Consider the following 17,246-nt stretch of genomic DNA (forward strand, 5'->3'; position numbering starts at 1 on the left):
ATTCGTACATATTTCATATTATGAACTACTTTGCCCCAAACCATTCCAAAAACTCGTCGTGTGCGAACATCCTGGCCGTGTCGACGGCCGACGGGTTCCCGGCGGCCGGGTCGGCCCCGCCGTCGAGCAGCGCCCTGACCACGGCCGGCTCCTTCTTGAACACCGCGCCCGCGAGCGGCGTCTGGCCGCGGTCGTTGGCCCGCCCCGGATCGGCTCCCCGCTCGATGAGCATGCTCACGGTGGCCGCGTGCCCGTGATAGGCCGCGAGCATCAGCAAAGTGTCACCTTTGCCATTGGTGAGATCGGCCGGGACTCCGGCCTCCACGTACGCGCGCAGCGCGTCGGTGTCACCGCTCCTGGCCAGGTCGAACATCCTGGTGGCGAACTCTTCGAGCTCCGGGTCCCCGTCCATGAGCCCATTGTGCCTCGATAGGGTGCCGATCACGGAATCGTTCCGGCTCGCCGTGGGTTCTGGAGATGAGTACCTAAGGAAAGGCTGACCAGACGTGTTCGACCCGACGGATCTCTACAAGCTCGCAGACGATGTCCCCGAGCTGACCGATCCGGTGTTGCTGTACCACTTCGACGGTTTCGTCGACGCCGGCGCCGCCGGGCGCCTCGCGTTGGGCCACCTGCTGGCCGAGCTGGAGCACCGGGTCGTGGCGACGTTCGACGTGGACCGGTTGCTCGACTACCGCTCGCGCCGGCCCATCATGACGTTCGACACCGACAGATGGGTGGAGGTGGAGACCCCCGAGCTGGCCCTGTACGCGGCCGAGGACACCACCGGCACCCCGTTCCTGCTGATGAGCGGCCCGGAGCCGGACCGGGAGTGGGAGCTGTTCACCCGCGCGGTCGCCACCCTGGTCGAGCGCCTGGGCGTGAGCCGGATGGTCACGCTGCACGGCATCCCGATGGCGGTGCCGCACACCCGGCCGCTCGGCATCACCATGCACGCCAGCCGCCCCGAGCTGATCGGCCCGCAGACCAGCGCGTTCGGCCGGGTGCAGGTGCCGGGCAGCGTGGCGGCGCTGCTGGAGTTCCGGCTCGGCGCCGAGGGCCGCGACGCGGTCGGCTACGCCGTGCACGTGCCGCACTACCTGTCGCAGGCCGAGTACCCGACCGCCGCCGTCACCGGGCTGGAGGCGGTCACCCGCAACACCGGGCTGGTCTTCCCGATGGACGGCCTGCGCGAGGCGGCCCAGCGCACGACGTCGGAGATCGAGGAGCAGATCGGCGCGTCGGCCGAGCTGTCCAGCGCGATCACCGGGCTGGAGCAGCAGTACGACGCGTTCGCGGCCGGCTCCGAGCGGGAGAACCTGATCGCCGACGCCACCCCGATGCCCACGGGCGACGAGCTCGCCGCCCAGTTCGAGCGGTTCCTGGCGGAGCGCGACGATGAGTGAGCAGCCGGTCCGGGTGGGCCTCGTCGGCTACGGGACCGCGGGGGCGTTCTTCCACGCGCCGCTGATCCACGCGACCGGCGGGCTGCGGCTGGCTGCCGTGGTGACGCGCGACCCGGAGCGGCAGGCCGAGGTGGCCGCGCGCTACGGCGCCGAGGGAGTCGGCGACGTGGACCTGCTGTGGGATCGCTGCGACCTGGTCGTGGTGGCCTCTCCCAACCGGACCCACGCGAGCCTGGCCACCGAGGCGCTGCGCCACGGCAGGGCGGTGGTCGTCGACAAGCCGTTCGCCCGCACCGCCGAGGAGGCGGAGCCGGTCGTGCGGCTGGCCGCCGAGCGCGGGCTGCCGCTGACCGTGTTCCAGAACCGGCGGTGGGACGGCGACTTCCTGACCGTGCGCCGGCTGGCCGGTGACGGGGAGCTGGGCGAGGTGCTGCGGCTGGAGTCGCGCTTCGAGCGCTGGCGGCCGGCGCCCAAGGGCGGCTGGCGCGAGTCGGGCGGCCCCGGCGAGGCCGGCGGCCTGCTGTACGACCTGGGCAGCCACCTGGTCGACCAGGCGATCCAGCTGCTCGGCCCGGTCCGGTCGGTTTACTGCGAGAGCGACGTGCGGCGCGAGGGTGTAGGCGCGGACGACGACACGTTCGTGGCGCTGACGCACGCGGGCGGCGCCCGCTCCCACCTGTGGGCGAGCTCGCTGGCCGCCCAGCTCGGGCCGCGCTTCCGGGTGCTGGGCTCGAAGGCCGCCTACGTCAAGCACGGCCTGGACGTCCAGGAGGAGCGGCTGCGGGCGGGGCGCTCGCCCGGCGAGGCGGGGTTCGGCGACGAGCCCGAGGACCGGTGGGGAGTCCTCGGGGCCGGCGACGAGCTGCGTGCGGTGCCGACCGAGGCCGGCGACTACCTCGGCTTCTACCGCGGCGTCGAGCGGGCGCTGCGCGCGGGCGCGCCCGTGCCGGTGCGCCCCGAGAGCGCGGTCGAGGCGCTGACCGTGATCGAGGCCGCCCGCCGGTCGGCCGAGGAGTCGGCCGTCATCAGCCTCGGCTGACCGCTCGCCCGTCAGCCTCGGCCGATCACTCGCGCAGGCGGGCCCGCATCGTGGCGGTGTCGTCCGGCGTCCAGCCGTGCCGGGCCAGCCAGCCCTGCGGCCCGCCGAAGCGGTCGTCGAGCACGGCGAGGAACTGCTGGATGTAGCGCGGGCGCGGCATGTGGTCGTCGGCCGGGCGCGAGTCGAGGTCGTCGCGGTAGGTGGAGCTGCCGCGCAGCCGCCGCAGGACGGCCTCCAGCCGCTCGCCGGTGGCCGCGTAGTCCGCCACGATGGCCTCGCGGGTCACGCCCGCGATCTCCAGCGCCAGCGCCGACAGCACGCCGGTGCGGTCCTTGCCGGCCGCGCAGTGCACCACGGCCGCGCCGTCGGCCAGCGCCATCGCGCGCAGCGCCGCCACGACGGCGTCGGGCCGGTCGCGCAGGTAGCCGTAGTAGAAGCCGGTGACGCGCAGCTCCTCGTCGATCTGCCGCTCGTGCCAGGGCAGCACGCGCTCGGCGTCGATGGTGTCGGCCTCGACGTCGGTGTGCCGCCCGCCCTCGGCGAACAGCGTCAGGTGGTGGTGGGTCACCTCGGGCACCGCGGTGAGCGGGCCGGGCCCCTCAAGGGCGACCTCGGCCGTGGAGCGCAGGTCCACGACGTGCCGGAGCTTCAGGTCGCCGACCAGGCGGGAGACGTCGGCGGGGGTGAGCGCCTGAAGGTTGTCGGAGCGCAGGATCCGGCCGTAGCGGGTGACGCCGCCGTCCCGGGTGGGCAGCCCGCCCAGGTCCCGGACGTTGACCGCGCCTTCCAGATCGATCCATCTCGTCATCGCGTTCATCACGTTGACCCTATATGTCCGGCAAAACTGAGCGGATTCGGTCTCCATAACGCAGCATGAACGTATGGATCCGCGCTCCCTGCCCCCACGGATGGTGATCGATCCATCGCTGCCCCCGGACATCTCGGCCGAACTGCGCTCCAGCCCTCAGGTGCTCCGCATGGCCAGGACCGGCCGGCGGATGGAGCCCTCCCACTCTTCGACCTGGCTGTTCGTCGTGCCGGGCGCACTGCTGTTCATCTGGCTGGCGACCGGCAGCGTGGCCGGCGTGGCGATGACGGCGGTGGGCCTGAGCCTGATCGCGATGCTGCGGTGGATGGCGGTCGACGCCACCAACCGCGCCGCCAGGCGGCGTCTCCGGCTCGCCTACGAGTACGCCGGCCACTACGTGCTGCCCGAGGACCTCGACCACCCCTGCCAGGTGCTGCTGCGCCGGGCGCAGGCGGCGGCCGACGCGATCCTCGGCTCACAGGTGCACCGGGCCGGACTGATCGACACGACCGACAACCGCGTCACGCTCCCGGAGGAGCTGTGGCAGATCAGCCGGCGGCTGGCCAAGCTGTCGGCCATGCACGCCGAGCACGGCCGGCTGGTCCCCCGCGACCTGCCCTCCGGTCTGGAGGACGCGTTCAAGCCCTACAGCTCGGCACTCGACGCCGCCTGGACGTCCCTGTGCAGACGGGTGCGCAACCTGGAGAAGTACGCCAAGCAGGTGGTCAAGGCCGACCGGGTCTTCCACGCGCACCAGCGGCTGGAGGCGCTGGCCGCGCGTACCCCGGACTACCAGCAGCTCGTGGCCGAGACCGTGCGCGACGACCTGGCCCGCGCGCACATCAAGGAGCTGTCCGACCAGGCCACGCAGGTGCGCAGGCTGTTCGAGCAGAGCATCCACGAGGCCAGGCAGGCGGCCGGCGAGCTGCTCAGGTCTCCGCTCGTCTGAGCAGCTCCAGCGTCCTGCTCATGCCCGCCTCGTTGCCCAGGCTGCGGTAGAGGTCCCTGGCCTGGCGCAACGGCGGCACCGCCGGGGCGCGCCCGCCGTTGTCCAGGTGCGCCTCGCCCAGGTAGCGCAGGCTGAGCGCCATCCACCAGCGGTCGCCCAGCTCCTCGAACGCGCCCACGGCCCGGCGCAGCTCGTGCTCGGCCTCCGCCATCCGGCCCAGCCGGCCGAGCGCCCGGCCGATGGAGGCGGCGGTGCGGGCCACCCCCCAGGAGTCGCCGAGCACCGCCAGCATCTCCTCGGCCCGCCGGGCCAGCTCCAGCTCGCGCGGGCCGTTGGCCGGGTCGCCGACCTCGCCCGCGGCGCGCAGGCAGCGGGCCTCCTCCCACAGCTCGCCGCGCTGCCGGAACATCTCGGCCGCCCGGTCCAGGCTGTGGCCGGCCCGGGCGAAGCTGTCCTGCGCGGCCCGGTGCTCACCGGCCCGGCGCAGGCCGCGCGCCTGGGCGGCCAGCACCTCGCCGTAGACGCGCAACGTCTGCGCCTCCGAGTAGCGGTTGCCCGCCCGCTCGAAGACCTCCAGCGAGTCCTCCAGCAGCCGCCTGGCCTCCTCCGGCCGCCGTTCGGCCAGCCGCAGCTCGGCCAGGTTGCGCTGGGTGCGGGCCATCCACCAGAAGTCCTCCTCGCCCCTGAACGCGGTGATCGCGCCGATGAGATGCTCCTGCGCCCGGTCGAGGTGGCCGTCGCTGAACAGCGTCATGCCGATGGCCCGCATCGCCCTGGCCGCCCACCACGGCTCGCCGAGCTCGGTGAAGACCTCCAGCGCCCACTCGGCGTCCGCGCGGCCCCGCTCCTGCCCGCCCTGACCACCCTGTACGGCGGCGCGGTCGAGCATGGAGATCGCCTGGGCGCGCCGGTCGCCGGCCCGCTCGGCGGCCTCGCAGCCGAGGTCGGCCACCGTGTGCCAGTCGGCCCAGTAGGCGCGCAGCGAGTGGCACAGCGAGCAGAACGCCCTGGCCAGCCCCCAGGTGAGCTCCCACATCTCCAGCTGCCTGGCCAGCGTGATCATCGACATGAGCGTGAGCCGCTCGGCGTTGAGCCAGTCGCCGGCGTGGATCTGCCCCTCCGTGCTGGAGCGGCGGCCGCCCTTGCTCCAGTCCTGCGGCCACCGGTCCTGGGCGGCCTCCTCGGCGCGGCGGCGGTAGCCGTGCAGCACCCGCTCGATGGCGTCGCCGCGCCGCTCGGGGTCGTCCTCGCCGGCCAGCTCGGCGGCGAACAGCGCGACGAGGTCGTGCAGCCGGTAGCGCAGCGCGCCGGTGGCGTCGGTGCCGGAGCACTCGGCGAGCTGGGCGTCGATGAGCGCCTCCAGCTGGTCGGCGCCGTCGAGCCCGGAGACGTCGAGCAGCTCCCCCGCGACCCAGGCGGGCACGTCGGGCGCGGGCAGCGCGCTGAGCAGCCGCAGCAGCCGGCGCTGCACGCCGGTGCAGTCGTCGTAGCTGAGCTGGACGGAGGCGCGCACGCTCTTGTCCACGGTGGGCGCGAGTTCGAGCTGGTCGAGGCGGCGGCGCTCGTCGTGCAGCCGGTCGGCCATCTGGCGCAGCGTCCACTGCTCGCGGGTGGCGAGCCGGCCGCCGCAGATGGTGACGGCCAGCGGCAGGTGGTCGCACTGGCGGACGATGCGCCGGGCCGACTCCAGGTCGTCGCTCACCCGGGCGCCGCCGGCCAGCCGGGCCAGCAGCTCCACGCCCTGCGCCTCGCTGAACACGCCGAGCCGCGTGTCGTGGGTGCCGTTCAGGAACAGCGGCTGGCGGGAGGTGACCAGCACCGCGCAGCCGCGCTCGGCCGGGATCAGCGCCTTGACCTGTTCGGCGTCGTGCGCGTTGTCCAGGCCGATGAGGATGCGGCGGCCCTTGGTCCAGGTCAGCCAGAGCTTGCGCAGCTCCTCCAGGCCGCCGGGGTCGATGGTGAGCCGGACGCCGAGCGCGCGCAGGAACCCGGTCAGCACCTCCTCGGGCCGTACCGGGGCGTCGACGCCGCCGCGCAGGTCGGCGTAGAGGCGGCCGTCGGGGAACCAGGCGGCGACCTCGTCCCCGAAGCGGGTCATGAGGGCCGACTTGCCGACGCCGCCGCGCCCGTACAGGGAGACCACGAGCGGCGGGGAGCCGGCGGCGGACCGGCGGCGGGCGGCGAAGACCTCGCGCAGCTCGGCGAGGCTCTCGGCGCGGCCGGTGAAGTGCTCGGGGACGGGCGGCCACTGGTCGGGCGGGCGTGAGGACGGCTCGGCGGGGACGCCGCGCCGGGGCCGGCTCTCGGTGGTGGCCCAGGTGGCCAGGCCGACCAGGAGCGCCGCGCCGGCGGTGACCCCGACCTTGGCCAGGGGCGGGATCTCCCATTCGAGGGCCGCCGCGAGGATGCTGGCCGCGGCGGCCGCGACGCCGGCGGCGACGGGCGCGGCCACCCCGAGCTTGCGCCGGCGCTGCGGCTTGTCCAACTCAGCTGTCACGTACGTGACCCCCCTTCCGGGGGTGATTCAAACCGACGGGGCACGGGCCGCGCCAGCCCGTGCCCCGTCGTTCAGCTACAGGCCGATCACGTGACAGGTGGCCGTCATCGACTTGGCCGGGTCGCTCTCCGAGGTGGCGGTCAGCTTGACCCGGGCGAGGCGGGAGCCGCCGTCGCCGCGGAGCGCGTTGACCGTCACCTTGGCGTGCTCGCCGGCGGCGACGGAGGCCAGCGCGTTGGGCAGCTGGGCGGTCCAGCCCTTGCCCGACACCTCGGCCTTGAGACGGTAGACGTCGGAGCCGAGGTAGGCGCTGACGTCCTCGGGGTGCTGCCCGCGCACCGGGCCGGAGCGGCCGGTGTTGAAGAGCGGGAACTTGCACGTGGACAGGTTCTTGCCGGTCGGGACGCCGGCGGCGGGCAGCAGCCGGACGCCGCGCCGCTGCGGGCCCGCGCCGTCGAGGGAGCGGACGGCGACGGTGTAGGACAGCACGCCCTGGCGGTCGCGGTGCACGTCGGTGATGTAGAAGTGCAGCCGGTTGGCCTCGTCGACGTACTCGTACTCGCTGCCGGAGTCGGTGCCGGCGTGGAAGAGGGCGTCGGACAGCTGCCGGTAGTCGCCGATCGTGATCGGCACCTTGGTCCCGTCGGGCATCACGTAGTCGGTCATGCCGATGTCCTGCGGGTTGGCGTCGATCACCCACTCGAACGGGGCGTCGTCGATGTTCTTGGTCTTGGCCAGCAGGACGCCGGAGTCGGGGGTGAAGGAGTCGGTGCCCATCCGGTCCACGACCTCGACGGTGTAGTTGTCGTAGCCGCCGCCGTCGCAGAGCGGGTCGACCTTCTCGTCACAGGAGCCGGTGCTCTCGTCGCGGGTGTCGAACTGGATGTTCACGCCGGCCAGCCCCTTCGGGCCGGGCTGCGCGGCGCGGGCGGTGATCCGGGCGGTGACCAGGCCGGACTCGTCGAGCGCCTCGCGTGACAGGCGCAGCACGTTGGCCTCGTCGACCATCTCCAGCTTGATCTTGTTGCGGAGCATGTGCTGGGCGCCCATCGAGCCGCCGGAGGTGGGCGGGATCAGCCAGCGGGAGTGCGGGCCGCCCGGCCCGTTGAAGCTGCCGCGGCTGAGCATCTCCCAGATGCCGGTGTAGGCGCGCCGGGGCGGCTTCCCGTACGGGTTGTTGTAGTTGTCGGCGATGCCCATGATGTGGCTCAGCTCGTGGGCGTAGACGCCCATGCCGGAGCTCTCGGCCTGCACGGAGTCGACGCCGAAGCGGGCGTTGGGCCAGAAGGTGGAGCCGGACTGCCAGGAGGTCCACTCGACGTAGCGGGTCCTGGACCAGTTGGGCAGCGCGGGGTCGCCCTCGGGGCCCCACTCGTCGGGCACGTCCTCCTTGGTGGGGAACTTCATCATGCCGAATTCCTGCCAGGTGGACGACTCGTCCTGGCCGGCGCTCAGGTAGAAGACGAAGTCGAACTGGTCGGCGGTCTCCTTGCCGACGTCGGCCAGCCAGGCGGCGTTGCCGTCGGCGCGCAGGTTCTTGTTGCAGGAGTCGCCCGAGGGGCAGCCCTCGCCGCCCTGCATCTCCATGGCGTACTCGTGGTCCTTGCCGGGCATCGTGTACGGGCCGAACCCGGTCAGCTCGACGCCGTAGCGGCCGCCGGAGTCCTCCATCCAGTATTCGTGGATGGTGTGACCCCGGTTGAGGTCGTTCGGGGTGTTGAGGAAGTCCTGGTAGAACTTGGCCACCTGGTCGCGCGGCACGTCGTGGGCCTGGGCGCTGGGGTTGGCGAAGATGGTCGAGCCCCGGGGCTGGGTCACCACGAACGGCTGGTTGGGGTAGTCCAGCAGGACGAGGGCGCCCTTGAAGGTGCGCTTGGAGCCCTTGACCGCGGGGTCGTTCCACTTGGTGCCGGGGATCTGCTTGTAGTCCGCCCACGTCATGTGGTCGGGGTTGACCCAGTTCTGCGGGTCGATCGGCTTGACGCCGGTGGAGGGGCGGTCGCGGCGCAGCGACGGGGCCTCCTCGGGCGCGTCGCGCTGCCACGGCTGGGTCTGCGGCCAGTGCTCCAGCCGCCAGGGGTGCTCGGGGTCGTCTGCGGGGGGTGCTGCGGAAGCGGGGGTCGCCATCAGGCTCAGCGGGATCGTCACGATGACCGCTAGCAAGCCCTTGAGCAGCTTCTTCGGGGCGTTCACGAGTTGACGGTATAGACCCTATTGACCGAGATCACCGTTCAGTTGTAGGGAAGAGCTGTAGTGGCCGTTCCGACATTTGTTGAAAAACCCACATAAAGGGGCGTCTGTGGCGGATCTTCAGCGGATCGTCGACGAGCTCGCCGCTCGGCTCGAGCGTCCGCTGCTGCTGGAGGACCGCCTGCAACGGGTCGTCGCCTACAGCGAGCAGAACGGCGTCATGGACGACATCCGCCGCGACTCCATCCTGCGCCGCCACACCACGCCCGAGGTCCGCCAGTGGCTGCGCGACGCCGGGGCGCACGACTCCCCCGGCCCGCTGCGCACCCCGGGCGCGCCCCACCTCGGCCTGCTGCCCCGCGTGTGCGTCCCGGTACGGCACGAGGCCGGGCTGCTGGGCTTCCTGTGGTTCATCGACGCCCCGCCGCCCATGACCGCCGACCAGGTCGAGGAGGCCGCGGCGGCGGCACCCGGGCTGGCCCTGGCGCTCTACCACGAGAGCCTGGCCACCGGCCTGGCCTCGCACCGGGAGCTGGAGGCGGTGACCGGGCTGCTGCGCGGCGAGCGCGACGCGGCCAGGCAGCTCATCGAGGCCGGCGCGTTCCCGCAGGGCCAGCCGGTGACCGCGCTGGTCGCCAGGCCGCCGTCGGGCGAGCCGGACGAGGCGGTGCGGCTGGCGCTGGAGCAGGGCCTGCTGGCGGTGCGGCGGCGGCTGAGCGGCCACCATCCGCTGCACCTGGTCCGCTACGACCACGCCGTGCTGCTCGTGTCCGGCGCCCCGCTCGCGCCGGACGAGCTGCACGCCGCCCTGTCGGTCCGGGTCGTCGTCGGCGTCGGGCGGCCCCGGCCGTCGCTGGCCGAGGCGGCGGGCTCGTACGCCGAGGCCCGGCACGCGGCCGAGGTGGCGGCGCGGGTTCCCGGGCTCGGGCACACGGCCCGCTGGGACCGGCTCGGCGTCTACCGGATGCTCACCGGGCTGCCCGACCACGAGCTGCACCCCGGGCTGGAGCTGCTGCTCGCCGAGGACCAGCACCTGCCGCTGCTGGAGACGCTGGAGACGTACCTGGACCTGGCGGGCAGCGCGGTGGCGACCTCGCGGGCGCTGCGGCTGCACCGGACCTCGCTCTACTACCGGCTGCAACGGGTGGAGGAGCTGGCCCGCACGGACCTGAAGGACGGCGGCGAGCGGCTGGCGCTCCACCTGAGCCTCAAGCTGGCCCGGCTGTCGGGCCGTTACCGCCCGCGTGGCGTTCACCAGGTGATTGCGCAGGTAGGACAAGACCCCGTTTAATGCCATAAAGGGGGACAATCCGCCAGTCGAGACGGGAGCTCCGATGAGGTCCGCGCGGCGTTCCGGAACCACGCTGAACGCCCGCGCGCCCGCACCCGTCGTCCTGCACTCCGCCCCGCTCGTCCTGCCCATCACCGCCGGACCGGTCCGCGACGGCGCCGTCGCCGTGCGGGGCGAGCGGGTGCTGGCGGTGGGCCCACGGGCGGAGCTGCTGGCCTCCTGCCCCGTGGCGAGCGAGCGGCGCTGGCCGGGGATGATCGTCGCGGGGCTGGTCGACGCCTGCGCCGCGCCGGGCCCGCCCGCCCCCGGGGTCACCGCGCGGGCCGTCGTGGCCGCCGACCCCGGCGCACTCCCCGGCGTCTGCTACGCCGAGGTGCGCTGCGCCTCGGAACGGGAGTGGGAGGAACGCGGGCGCGACGCCCTCATCACCGCGATCCGCGAGGTGGACCGGCCGTGCGGCGTCGGCGTCGCGCCGGTCACCCGCGACCCGCACGTGCTGGAGGACGTGGCGGTGCTGGCCAGGACGTTCGGCCTGCGGCTGCTGGTGCGTCTCGACCGGCACGCGCCCGCCGCCCTCGACGAGGCCGGCCTGCTCGGCCCGCACTGCCACGTCGCCTGCGCCCGGGCCCTGGACCCCGGCGAGCGCAAGCTCCTGCGCCTGCGCGGCGCCGCCGTCGCCCTGTGCCCGTCGCCGCCGTACCCGGAGGAGTGGCTGGCGCTGCTGGACGAGGGCAACGTCCTGGCGTTCGGCACCGGCCCCGGGGACGCGCCCGCGGCCGGCCCGCTCGCCCGGGCGGCGGCCGTACGCGAGGGCGTGCGCGGGCTCGGCGGCCGGGTGCGGGACCTGGACGAGCGGCTGGTGCGGGCGGCGACGCTCGGCGGGGCGCGGGCGCTGGGGATGGCGGGCGGGCCGGGCGGCGCGGGCTCGCTGCACGCCGGGGGCCGGGCCGACTTCGCGGTCTTCGACGCCCGGGGACGCTACCCGTACGCGGCCCTGCTGGGCGGGTCCGGCTGCCTGGGCACCGTCGTCGGCGGCCGGACGGTCACCTGAGCCCTTCAGGAGAACTGGCCGTCCACCGCCCGCAGCAGCTCCTTGAGCCGGTCGCGCTCGTCCTCGGACAGGACCGCGAACAGCTCCTGCCCGGCCTGGCGGCGCGCCTCGCGGGCGCGCTCGACGGCGGCGCGGCCCGCGCCGGTGAGGACGACCAGCGTCGAGCGGCGGTTGGCCGGGTCGACCTCCCGGCGCACCAGCCCCGCCTCCTCCAGCGCGTCGGCGACGGGCGTGACCGACCGCGGCACGATGCGCAGCGCCTCGGCGAGCTGCACCATCCTGAGCGGGCGCCCCGCGTCGGCGAGCGCGCGCAGCGCCCGCGCCTGGCCCGGGTTGAGGCCGTGCGGCTCCAGCAGGTGCGCGTAGCGGTGCCGCAGCCGCCGCCCGACCTGGTGGAACAGCTCGGCGAGCTCTGTGTCCTCCATGACGCCAGCTTACTGAGGTAACCTCAGTTTGAGACAACATCAGAAACGAGGTACTGATTTGGCCGATGAGCCACGGGCGCCCCTGCGGCGCATCATCACCCTCTTCCGCCCCTACCGCGGCCGCCTGGCCCTGGTCGGCGCGCTGATCCTGCTGGCCTCCCTGGTCTCGCTCGCCTCGCCGTTCCTGCTGCGCGAGGTGCTGGACGTGGCGATCCCGTCCCGCGACACCGGCCTGCTCACGCTGCTCGCGCTCGGCATGATCGCCGTCGCCGTCACCACCAGCGTGTTCGACGTGGTGCAGACGCTGGTGTCCACCACCGTCGGCCAGCACGTCATGCACGACCTGCGCACCGCCGTCTACGGCCACCTCCAGCGCATGTCCCTGGCCTTCTTCACGCGCACGAAGACGGGCGAGATCCAGTCGCGCATCGCCAACGACATCGGCGGCATGCAGGCGGTCGTCACCTCGACCGCCACCTCCCTGGTCTCCAACCTGACCACGGTGATCGCCACGATCGTCGCGATGCTCGCGCTCGACTGGCGGCTGACGGCGGTCTCGCTCCTGCTGCTGCCGCTGTTCGTGTGGATCAGCCGCAAGGTGGGCCGCGAGCGCAAGCGCATCACCGCCGAGCGGCAGCGCAAGCTGGCGGCGATCTCCGCCATGGTGCAGGAGTCGCTGTCGATCAGCGGCATCCTGCTCGGCCGGACGATGGGCCGCGCCGAGGACCTGGCCGGGCGCTTCGCCCGCTCCTCCGACGAGCTGGCCGCGCTGGGCGTCAAGGCGAGCATGGCCGGGCGGTGGCGGCAGTCGACCATCCAGGTGATCATGGCGGCGATGCCCGCGGCCGTCTACTGGGCGGTCGGCCACACCGGCGCGATCTCGGTCGGCACCCTGGTGGCCTTCACCACGTTGCAGGCCGCGCTGTTCAGGCCCACGGTGTCGCTGCTGCGGCTGGGCGTGGAGGTGCAGAGCTCGCTGGCGCTGTTCGGGCGCATCTTCGAGTACCTGGACCTGCCCGTCGACATCCGCCCCGGCACCCGCACGCTGCGCGGAGTGCGCGGCGAGGTCCGCTTCGAGGGCGTCGGCTTCTCCTACGGCGACGCGCCCACGCTCAGCGGGATCGACCTCACCGTCCCGGCGGGCGGCAGCCTGGCCGTGGTGGGGGAGACGGGCTCGGGCAAGACGACGCTCGGCTACCTGCCGCCCCGGCTGTACGACGTGGCCGAGGGGCGGGTCACGATCGACGGCGTGGACGTGCGCGAGCTGACCTTCGAGTCGCTGGCCGAGACGGTCGGCGTGGTCTCGCAGGAGACGTACCTCTTCCACGCCTCGATCGCGGACAACCTGCGCTTCGGCGCCCCGTCGGCCACCGACGAGGAGGTCGAGGCGGCGGCGCGGGCTGCCCGCATCCACGACCACATCGCCGCGCTGCCCGACGGCTACGACACGCTCGTGGGCGAGCGCGGCCACCGCTTCTCCGGCGGCGAGAAGCAGCGCCTGGCCATCGCCCGCACGCTGCTGCGCGACCCGCCGGTGCTGATCCTGGACGAGGCCACCAGCGCGCTCGACACCCAGACCGAGCGGGCCGTCCAGGAGGCCCTCGACGCGCTGGCCAGGGGCCGCACCACGATCACGATCGCGCACCGCCTGTCGACGATCCGCGACGCCGATGAGATCGTCGTGCTGGACGGCGGCCGGGTGGTGGAGCGCGGCACCCACGACACGCTCATGGCCGCCGGCGGGCACTACGCGGCTCTGGCCAACCGGGATAGCCCACTCGAACTGGTCTGATCCCCGATCCGGTGCCATATTCGCGACAGGCGAGGGATGCCGGAGGGGGACATGACCGGTCTGCGCAGCTTTCCCGAGGGCACCTTCCTCCATTACCTGCCGCCCGCCGTGCGCGAGCGGCTGCTGGCCCTGGGCGCCGAGGTCCACTACGCGGCCGGGCAGGTGCTGATGCGCCAGGGCGAGGCCAGCACGCCGATCTTCGTGCTGCTGGAGGGCGTCACCAAGGTGTCGGCCAGGCCGGCCGGCGGCCACGAGTCGCTGCTGGCCGTCCGGGTGGCCGGTGACGTGGTGGGCGACATGGTGCCGCTGACGCACAGCCTGCACACGGCCACCGTGACCACCTGCGGCGCCGTGCGCGCCTCGGTCGTCAGCGGGCCGGCGTTCCTGGACTTCGTCAGGAGCTCGGCGCCCGCGGGGCTGGCGATGAGCCGGTTCATCGTGGACCGGCTGCGCTGGGCCGAGCAGAGCAGGCTCGACCTGGCCGGCTACGACACGGGGGCGTGCCTGGCACGGCTGCTGCTGTCGCTGGCCGGGCGGCACGGCAGGCACGGGACTCGGGGCCTGGACGTCGGCGTGCCGCTGTCGGGGCCGGAGCTGGCGGCGCTGGCGGGCGCCGACCCGGACCTGGCCGCCAAAGCCCTGCGCGACCTGCGGCGACGCCGGCTGATCCGGCCGGTCGACGGGCGGATCGAGATCCTGGACGTGACGGCCCTGGCGACCCTGGCCGACTTCCGCGCGTTTTAAACGTGACTTACCTCACTTTTCGGACATACCGGAATCCGTGTCCGTAAAGCGCGTGTTCACCACCTGTCGCCCCCGTCAAGCACAGGAAAAGTCTTGTCCCTCACCTCCTCCACGTTCCGCGCCCTCCGTCATCACAACTACCGGCTCTGGGCAGGCGCGGACCTGGTCTCCATCACCGGCACCTGGATGCAGGTCCTCGGGGTCAACTGGCTCGTGCTGTCCATGACGGGGTCGGCCACCAGCATGGGCCTCAGCCTGGTCATGCAGGCGCTGCCGACGCTGCTGCTGGGCATGTGGGGCGGAGCGCTGGCCGACCGGCTGCCGAGCCGCCCGGTGGTGATCGCGGCCCAGCTCGCCCAGGCCGCGCTGGCCGCCGTGCTGGCCGTGATCGCGCTGACGGGCGTGGACTCCATGCTGCCCATCTACGCGGTGGCGCTGGCGGGCGGCGTCGTCTCGGCGCTCGGCGGGCCCGCGCTCGGCCGGTTCGGCGCGGAGGTGGTGCCGCGCGAGGACCTGCCGAACGCGATGGCGCTCGGCTCCGTCATCAACTCCGCCGGGCGCATCCTGGGCATGTCGATCGCGGGCGTGATGCTGCCCGTCACCGGTCAGGGCGGGCTGTTCGTGATCAACGCGGTCACGTTCTTCGCGGTGATCGCGGCGGTCGCCGCCATGCGCGCGTCGGAGTTCCACGAGCTGGAGAGCGGCGCGCGCGAGCCCGGCGCCATCGCCGCCGGGCTCCGGTACGTGCTGCGCACCCCGTGGCTGCTCGTGATGCTGGCGCTGTCGCTGGTGCTGGGCAGCCTGGGGCGCAACTACCAGGTCACCATGGCCGCGATGAGCGCGGGCCCGCTGGAGGGCGGCGCGGGCGGCTACGGCCTGCTGTCCACGGTCTTCGCCGTGGGCACCGTGGTGGGCGGCGTCATCACCGCCTCCCGCGCGCGGCTGACGCTGCGGCTGCTGCTCGTCTCCGCCCTCGCCATCAGCGTCCTGCAGGCGCTGAGCGGGCTGCTGCCGACCCTGCCCGCGTTCGCCGTCGCCATGCTGCCGATCGCGGCCGGGGCCATCCTGGTGGACACCACGGTCTCGGCGCGGGCACAGCTCGACAGCCCCGACGCCATGCGCGGCCGGGTCATCGCCGCGGTCGGCATGGTCGGCGCGGCCTCGGGCGCGCTCGGCGGCCCGGTGCTCGGCTGGCTGAGCGACGCCTTCGGCCCGCGCGCGGCCCTGGAGGCGGGCGGCGTGGCCTGCGTGGCGGCGACGCTGCTGGCCGCCGTGGCGTTCGCCAGGCTCGCCCGCCGCCCCGCCCCCGCCCCGGCCCCGCAGCGCGCCCCGCAGCCCGTACGGCCCGCGCCCGCCCGCACGCTGAACCCGGTTCTGGAGAACGCCTGACCGGTGCCCGCCACCGTGATTGGACCGCCGCCGGCGGGGTAGCCCCGGTGCTCATGACAAGCGACGTCATCTCCCTCATCACCCAGGACCACCGCGAGGTCGAAGCCCTCTTCGAACGGCTCAGGAGCGGCCAGGGCGACCAGGCCGCCACCGCGGCCGAGCTGCACGCCCTGCTCACCGCCCACTCCCGCGCCGAGGAGGACCGCGTCTACCCCCAGCTCGACGCCCACCACGGCGTGGAGGAGCACAAGGAGGCCGAGGTCCTGCTCGACTCCCTGGTACGCGCCGAGCCCGGCAGCGCGGAGTTCCGCCAGACCCTCCAGCGGCTCGAGGCCGCGGTCACCCACCACGTCAAGGAGGAAGAGGACGAACTCCTCCCCCAGCTGACCGAGTCCGCGACCCCCGAACGGCTGCGCGAGCTCGGCCAGGCCTTCAAGCAGCGCCGCGACGAGGAGCTGCGCGCGCTGACCGTCACCGGCGAGACCAAGGCCGAACTGTACGAGCAGGCGCAGCGCGCCGACATCCCCGGCAGGTCGCGGATGGACAAGCAGGAACTGCGTGACGCCCTGCGGCAGGCCGGAACCTAGGATTTCGGCCCGTCCACGGGGTAGGGGACGCGTATGACCGAACAGCCTCCGGACCGATACGGATACAGCGACGAGCAGGGGATCACGGTCGAGGAATGGACCGACGACCGGGGTCTCAACCACGAGATCACCGAGGATGATCCCCGGCATCGCGACTCACTCGACGAACGGCTCAGACGCGAGCTGCCCGACAGGCTGCGCCACCCGCCCCGGCCCGAGCACCGGCTGACCCAGCCGGACGAGGGCCTGGAGGCCGACGCGGAGGACCGCGAGATCGGCTCCGACTGGGGCGAGGACGGCGGCGACCTGTCGGCCGAGGAACGCGCCGTGCACATCGAGCGCGACGACGAGTGACTCCCCGCCGTCAGGCCATGCCGCGCAGGGCGGGGAGCAGGGCGTGCAGGTCGTCGACGATGACGTCGGCGACCTGGGCGGCCTGTGCCCGCTCGGCGTGCAGGTAGCCCCACGGCCCCCGGCGCAGCAGCGCCGTGCGCATGCCCGCCGCCGAGGCCGGCAGCACGTCGTTGTCCAGCCGGTCCCCCACGTACAGGATCTCCCCCGGCTGCCGACCGGCGACCGCCGCGACCTTGCCGAAGAACTCCGGCGCGGGCTTGGCCACCCCCCACCCGTCGGAGGTGTGCACCGAGTCGACCGGCAGCTCCATCGCCACCAGCGCGTCGTAGGCCCGCTCCGGCTGGTTGCCCGCGATGATCACCTGGTAGCCGGCCGCCCGCAGCGCGGCGAGCGCCTCCCGCACGTCCGGGTAGAGGTCGTCGGCGTCGAAATGGTTGCGCAGGCTGCCGGGCTCGTCCCGCTCCCACGCCGCGTTCTCCGCCTCGAAGTCGAAGCCGGGCCGTACGAGCTCGAACGCGTCGCTGTGGGACCGGTCGAGCGCGGCCATCCCGCCGAGCGCGCCCATCAGCACGAACCTGGGCACCCCGAGCCGGTCGGCCCACCGCGACCAGATGCGCGTCTCGTCGATGAGCGTCTCACCGACGTCCAGCACCACTGCCTTGATCATCAAAACCCATCCGTTATCTGGAATTTTCCCTCCACTGTACGGATCCGCCGGAGTGGC

At 73.4% G+C, this 17,246-nt stretch carries 16 protein-coding genes; 10 read left to right on the forward strand and 6 right to left on the reverse strand.

The features are described 5' to 3' along the window. Window positions 1-25: 25 nt before the first annotated feature. On the reverse strand, window positions 26-412 hold the full coding sequence (locus tag AB0J53_RS07185; RefSeq protein WP_364169458.1) for an ankyrin repeat domain-containing protein: 387 nt from the start codon (window positions 410-412) through the stop codon (window positions 26-28). Between the two features lie 94 nt (window positions 413-506). On the opposite strand from AB0J53_RS07185, the gene AB0J53_RS07190 reads away from it, so the two are divergent. Then, window positions 507-1,406, forward strand: a complete 900-nt coding sequence (locus tag AB0J53_RS07190; RefSeq protein WP_219511609.1) for a PAC2 family protein — start codon at window positions 507-509, stop codon at window positions 1,404-1,406. After that, window positions 1,399-2,445 (forward strand): Gfo/Idh/MocA family oxidoreductase, encoded by a 1,047-nt coding sequence (locus AB0J53_RS07195; protein WP_364169461.1) that lies wholly within the window; start codon window positions 1,399-1,401, stop codon window positions 2,443-2,445. The genes AB0J53_RS07190 and AB0J53_RS07195 overlap by 8 nt, the downstream gene beginning before the upstream one ends. Window positions 2,446-2,470: 25 nt before the next feature. Here AB0J53_RS07195 and AB0J53_RS07200 read toward each other — a convergent pair whose 3' ends face one another. Further along, window positions 2,471-3,253, reverse strand: coding sequence for a tyrosine-protein phosphatase (locus AB0J53_RS07200; RefSeq protein ID WP_308126076.1), 783 nt, complete (start codon window positions 3,251-3,253; stop codon window positions 2,471-2,473). Between the two features lie 73 nt (window positions 3,254-3,326). Here AB0J53_RS07200 and AB0J53_RS07205 point away from each other — a divergent pair, with 73 nt between their 5' ends. After that, window positions 3,327-4,202, forward strand: coding sequence for a hypothetical protein (locus AB0J53_RS07205; protein WP_219511602.1), 876 nt, complete (start codon window positions 3,327-3,329; stop codon window positions 4,200-4,202). Here AB0J53_RS07205 and AB0J53_RS07210 read toward each other — a convergent pair. Together AB0J53_RS07210 and AB0J53_RS07215 are read right to left on the reverse strand one after the other, a co-directional pair. Beyond that, entirely contained in the window at window positions 4,183-6,699 is a 2,517-nt protein-coding gene (locus AB0J53_RS07210; RefSeq protein ID WP_364169465.1) for a tetratricopeptide repeat protein, read from the reverse strand. The genes AB0J53_RS07205 and AB0J53_RS07210 overlap by 20 nt on opposite strands. A 75-nt stretch (window positions 6,700-6,774) precedes the next feature. Then, window positions 6,775-8,892 (reverse strand): M6 family metalloprotease domain-containing protein, encoded by a 2,118-nt coding sequence (locus AB0J53_RS07215; protein ID WP_364169468.1) that lies wholly within the window; start codon window positions 8,890-8,892, stop codon window positions 6,775-6,777. A gap of 106 nt (window positions 8,893-8,998) precedes the next feature. Between AB0J53_RS07215 and AB0J53_RS07220 the strand changes: the two genes are divergently transcribed. Beyond that, window positions 8,999-10,180, forward strand: a complete 1,182-nt coding sequence (locus tag AB0J53_RS07220) for a helix-turn-helix domain-containing protein (RefSeq protein ID WP_364169470.1) — start codon at window positions 8,999-9,001, stop codon at window positions 10,178-10,180. 43 nt (window positions 10,181-10,223) lie between these two features. Then, complete coding sequence (locus tag AB0J53_RS07225) at window positions 10,224-11,231, forward strand: hypothetical protein (protein WP_364169473.1); 1,008 nt, start codon at window positions 10,224-10,226, stop codon at window positions 11,229-11,231. Between the two features lie 5 nt (window positions 11,232-11,236). Here AB0J53_RS07225 and AB0J53_RS07230 read toward each other — a convergent pair whose 3' ends face one another. After that, window positions 11,237-11,656, reverse strand: a complete 420-nt coding sequence (locus AB0J53_RS07230) for a MarR family transcriptional regulator (protein ID WP_219511595.1) — start codon at window positions 11,654-11,656, stop codon at window positions 11,237-11,239. A gap of 58 nt (window positions 11,657-11,714) precedes the next feature. Here AB0J53_RS07230 and AB0J53_RS07235 point away from each other — a divergent pair, with 58 nt between their 5' ends. The 5 genes from AB0J53_RS07235 (at window position 11,715) to AB0J53_RS07255 (ending at window position 16,522) form a co-directional block, all read left to right on the forward strand. Beyond that, window positions 11,715-13,448, forward strand: coding sequence for an ABC transporter ATP-binding protein (locus AB0J53_RS07235; RefSeq protein ID WP_364169476.1), 1,734 nt, complete (start codon window positions 11,715-11,717; stop codon window positions 13,446-13,448). A 51-nt stretch (window positions 13,449-13,499) separates the two neighbouring features. Continuing rightward, on the forward strand, window positions 13,500-14,192 hold the full coding sequence (locus AB0J53_RS07240; RefSeq protein WP_364169479.1) for a Crp/Fnr family transcriptional regulator: 693 nt from the start codon (window positions 13,500-13,502) through the stop codon (window positions 14,190-14,192). Window positions 14,193-14,285: 93 nt separating this feature from the next. Further along, window positions 14,286-15,581 carry an MFS transporter gene (locus tag AB0J53_RS07245; protein ID WP_364169482.1) on the forward strand — a complete coding sequence of 432 codons (1,296 nt, stop codon included), beginning with the start codon at window positions 14,286-14,288 and terminating at the stop codon, window positions 15,579-15,581. A gap of 53 nt (window positions 15,582-15,634) precedes the next feature. Further along, complete coding sequence (locus tag AB0J53_RS07250) at window positions 15,635-16,168, forward strand: hemerythrin domain-containing protein (RefSeq protein ID WP_364169485.1); 534 nt, start codon at window positions 15,635-15,637, stop codon at window positions 16,166-16,168. Between the two features lie 33 nt (window positions 16,169-16,201). Further along, the gene (locus tag AB0J53_RS07255; protein ID WP_364169488.1) at window positions 16,202-16,522 is read left to right on the forward strand and encodes a DUF5709 domain-containing protein; all 321 of its coding nucleotides are present in this window, start codon (window positions 16,202-16,204) and stop codon (window positions 16,520-16,522) included. 10 nt (window positions 16,523-16,532) lie between these two features. Here the strand turns inward: AB0J53_RS07255 and AB0J53_RS07260 are convergent, their stop codons facing one another. Continuing rightward, complete coding sequence (locus tag AB0J53_RS07260) at window positions 16,533-17,189, reverse strand: HAD family hydrolase (protein WP_364169491.1); 657 nt, start codon at window positions 17,187-17,189, stop codon at window positions 16,533-16,535. Between the last annotated feature and the right edge of the window lie 57 nt (window positions 17,190-17,246).

The organism is Nonomuraea sp. NPDC049725 (assembly GCF_040674795.1).
In the GTDB taxonomy this organism is placed as follows: Bacteria; Actinomycetota; Actinomycetes; order Streptosporangiales; family Streptosporangiaceae; genus Nonomuraea; species Nonomuraea ceibae.

Coding starts and splice junctions, on each gene's coding strand:
- AB0J53_RS07255 (WP_364169488.1), top strand. CDS start 16,202: ATGACCGAACAGCCTCCGGACCGATACGGATACAGCGACGAGCAGGGG.
- AB0J53_RS07225 (WP_364169473.1), top strand. CDS start 10,224: ATGAGGTCCGCGCGGCGTTCCGGAACCACGCTGAACGCCCGCGCGCCC.
- AB0J53_RS07230 (WP_219511595.1), bottom strand. CDS start 11,656: ATGGAGGACACAGAGCTCGCCGAGCTGTTCCACCAGGTCGGGCGGCGG.
- AB0J53_RS07260 (WP_364169491.1), bottom strand. CDS start 17,189: ATGATCAAGGCAGTGGTGCTGGACGTCGGTGAGACGCTCATCGACGAG.
- AB0J53_RS07240 (WP_364169479.1), top strand. CDS start 13,500: ATGACCGGTCTGCGCAGCTTTCCCGAGGGCACCTTCCTCCATTACCTG.
- AB0J53_RS07205 (WP_219511602.1), top strand. CDS start 3,327: ATGGATCCGCGCTCCCTGCCCCCACGGATGGTGATCGATCCATCGCTG.
- AB0J53_RS07250 (WP_364169485.1), top strand. CDS start 15,635: ATGACAAGCGACGTCATCTCCCTCATCACCCAGGACCACCGCGAGGTC.
- AB0J53_RS07200 (WP_308126076.1), bottom strand. CDS start 3,253: ATGACGAGATGGATCGATCTGGAAGGCGCGGTCAACGTCCGGGACCTG.
- AB0J53_RS07195 (WP_364169461.1), top strand. CDS start 1,399: ATGAGTGAGCAGCCGGTCCGGGTGGGCCTCGTCGGCTACGGGACCGCG.
- AB0J53_RS07185 (WP_364169458.1), bottom strand. CDS start 412: ATGGACGGGGACCCGGAGCTCGAAGAGTTCGCCACCAGGATGTTCGAC.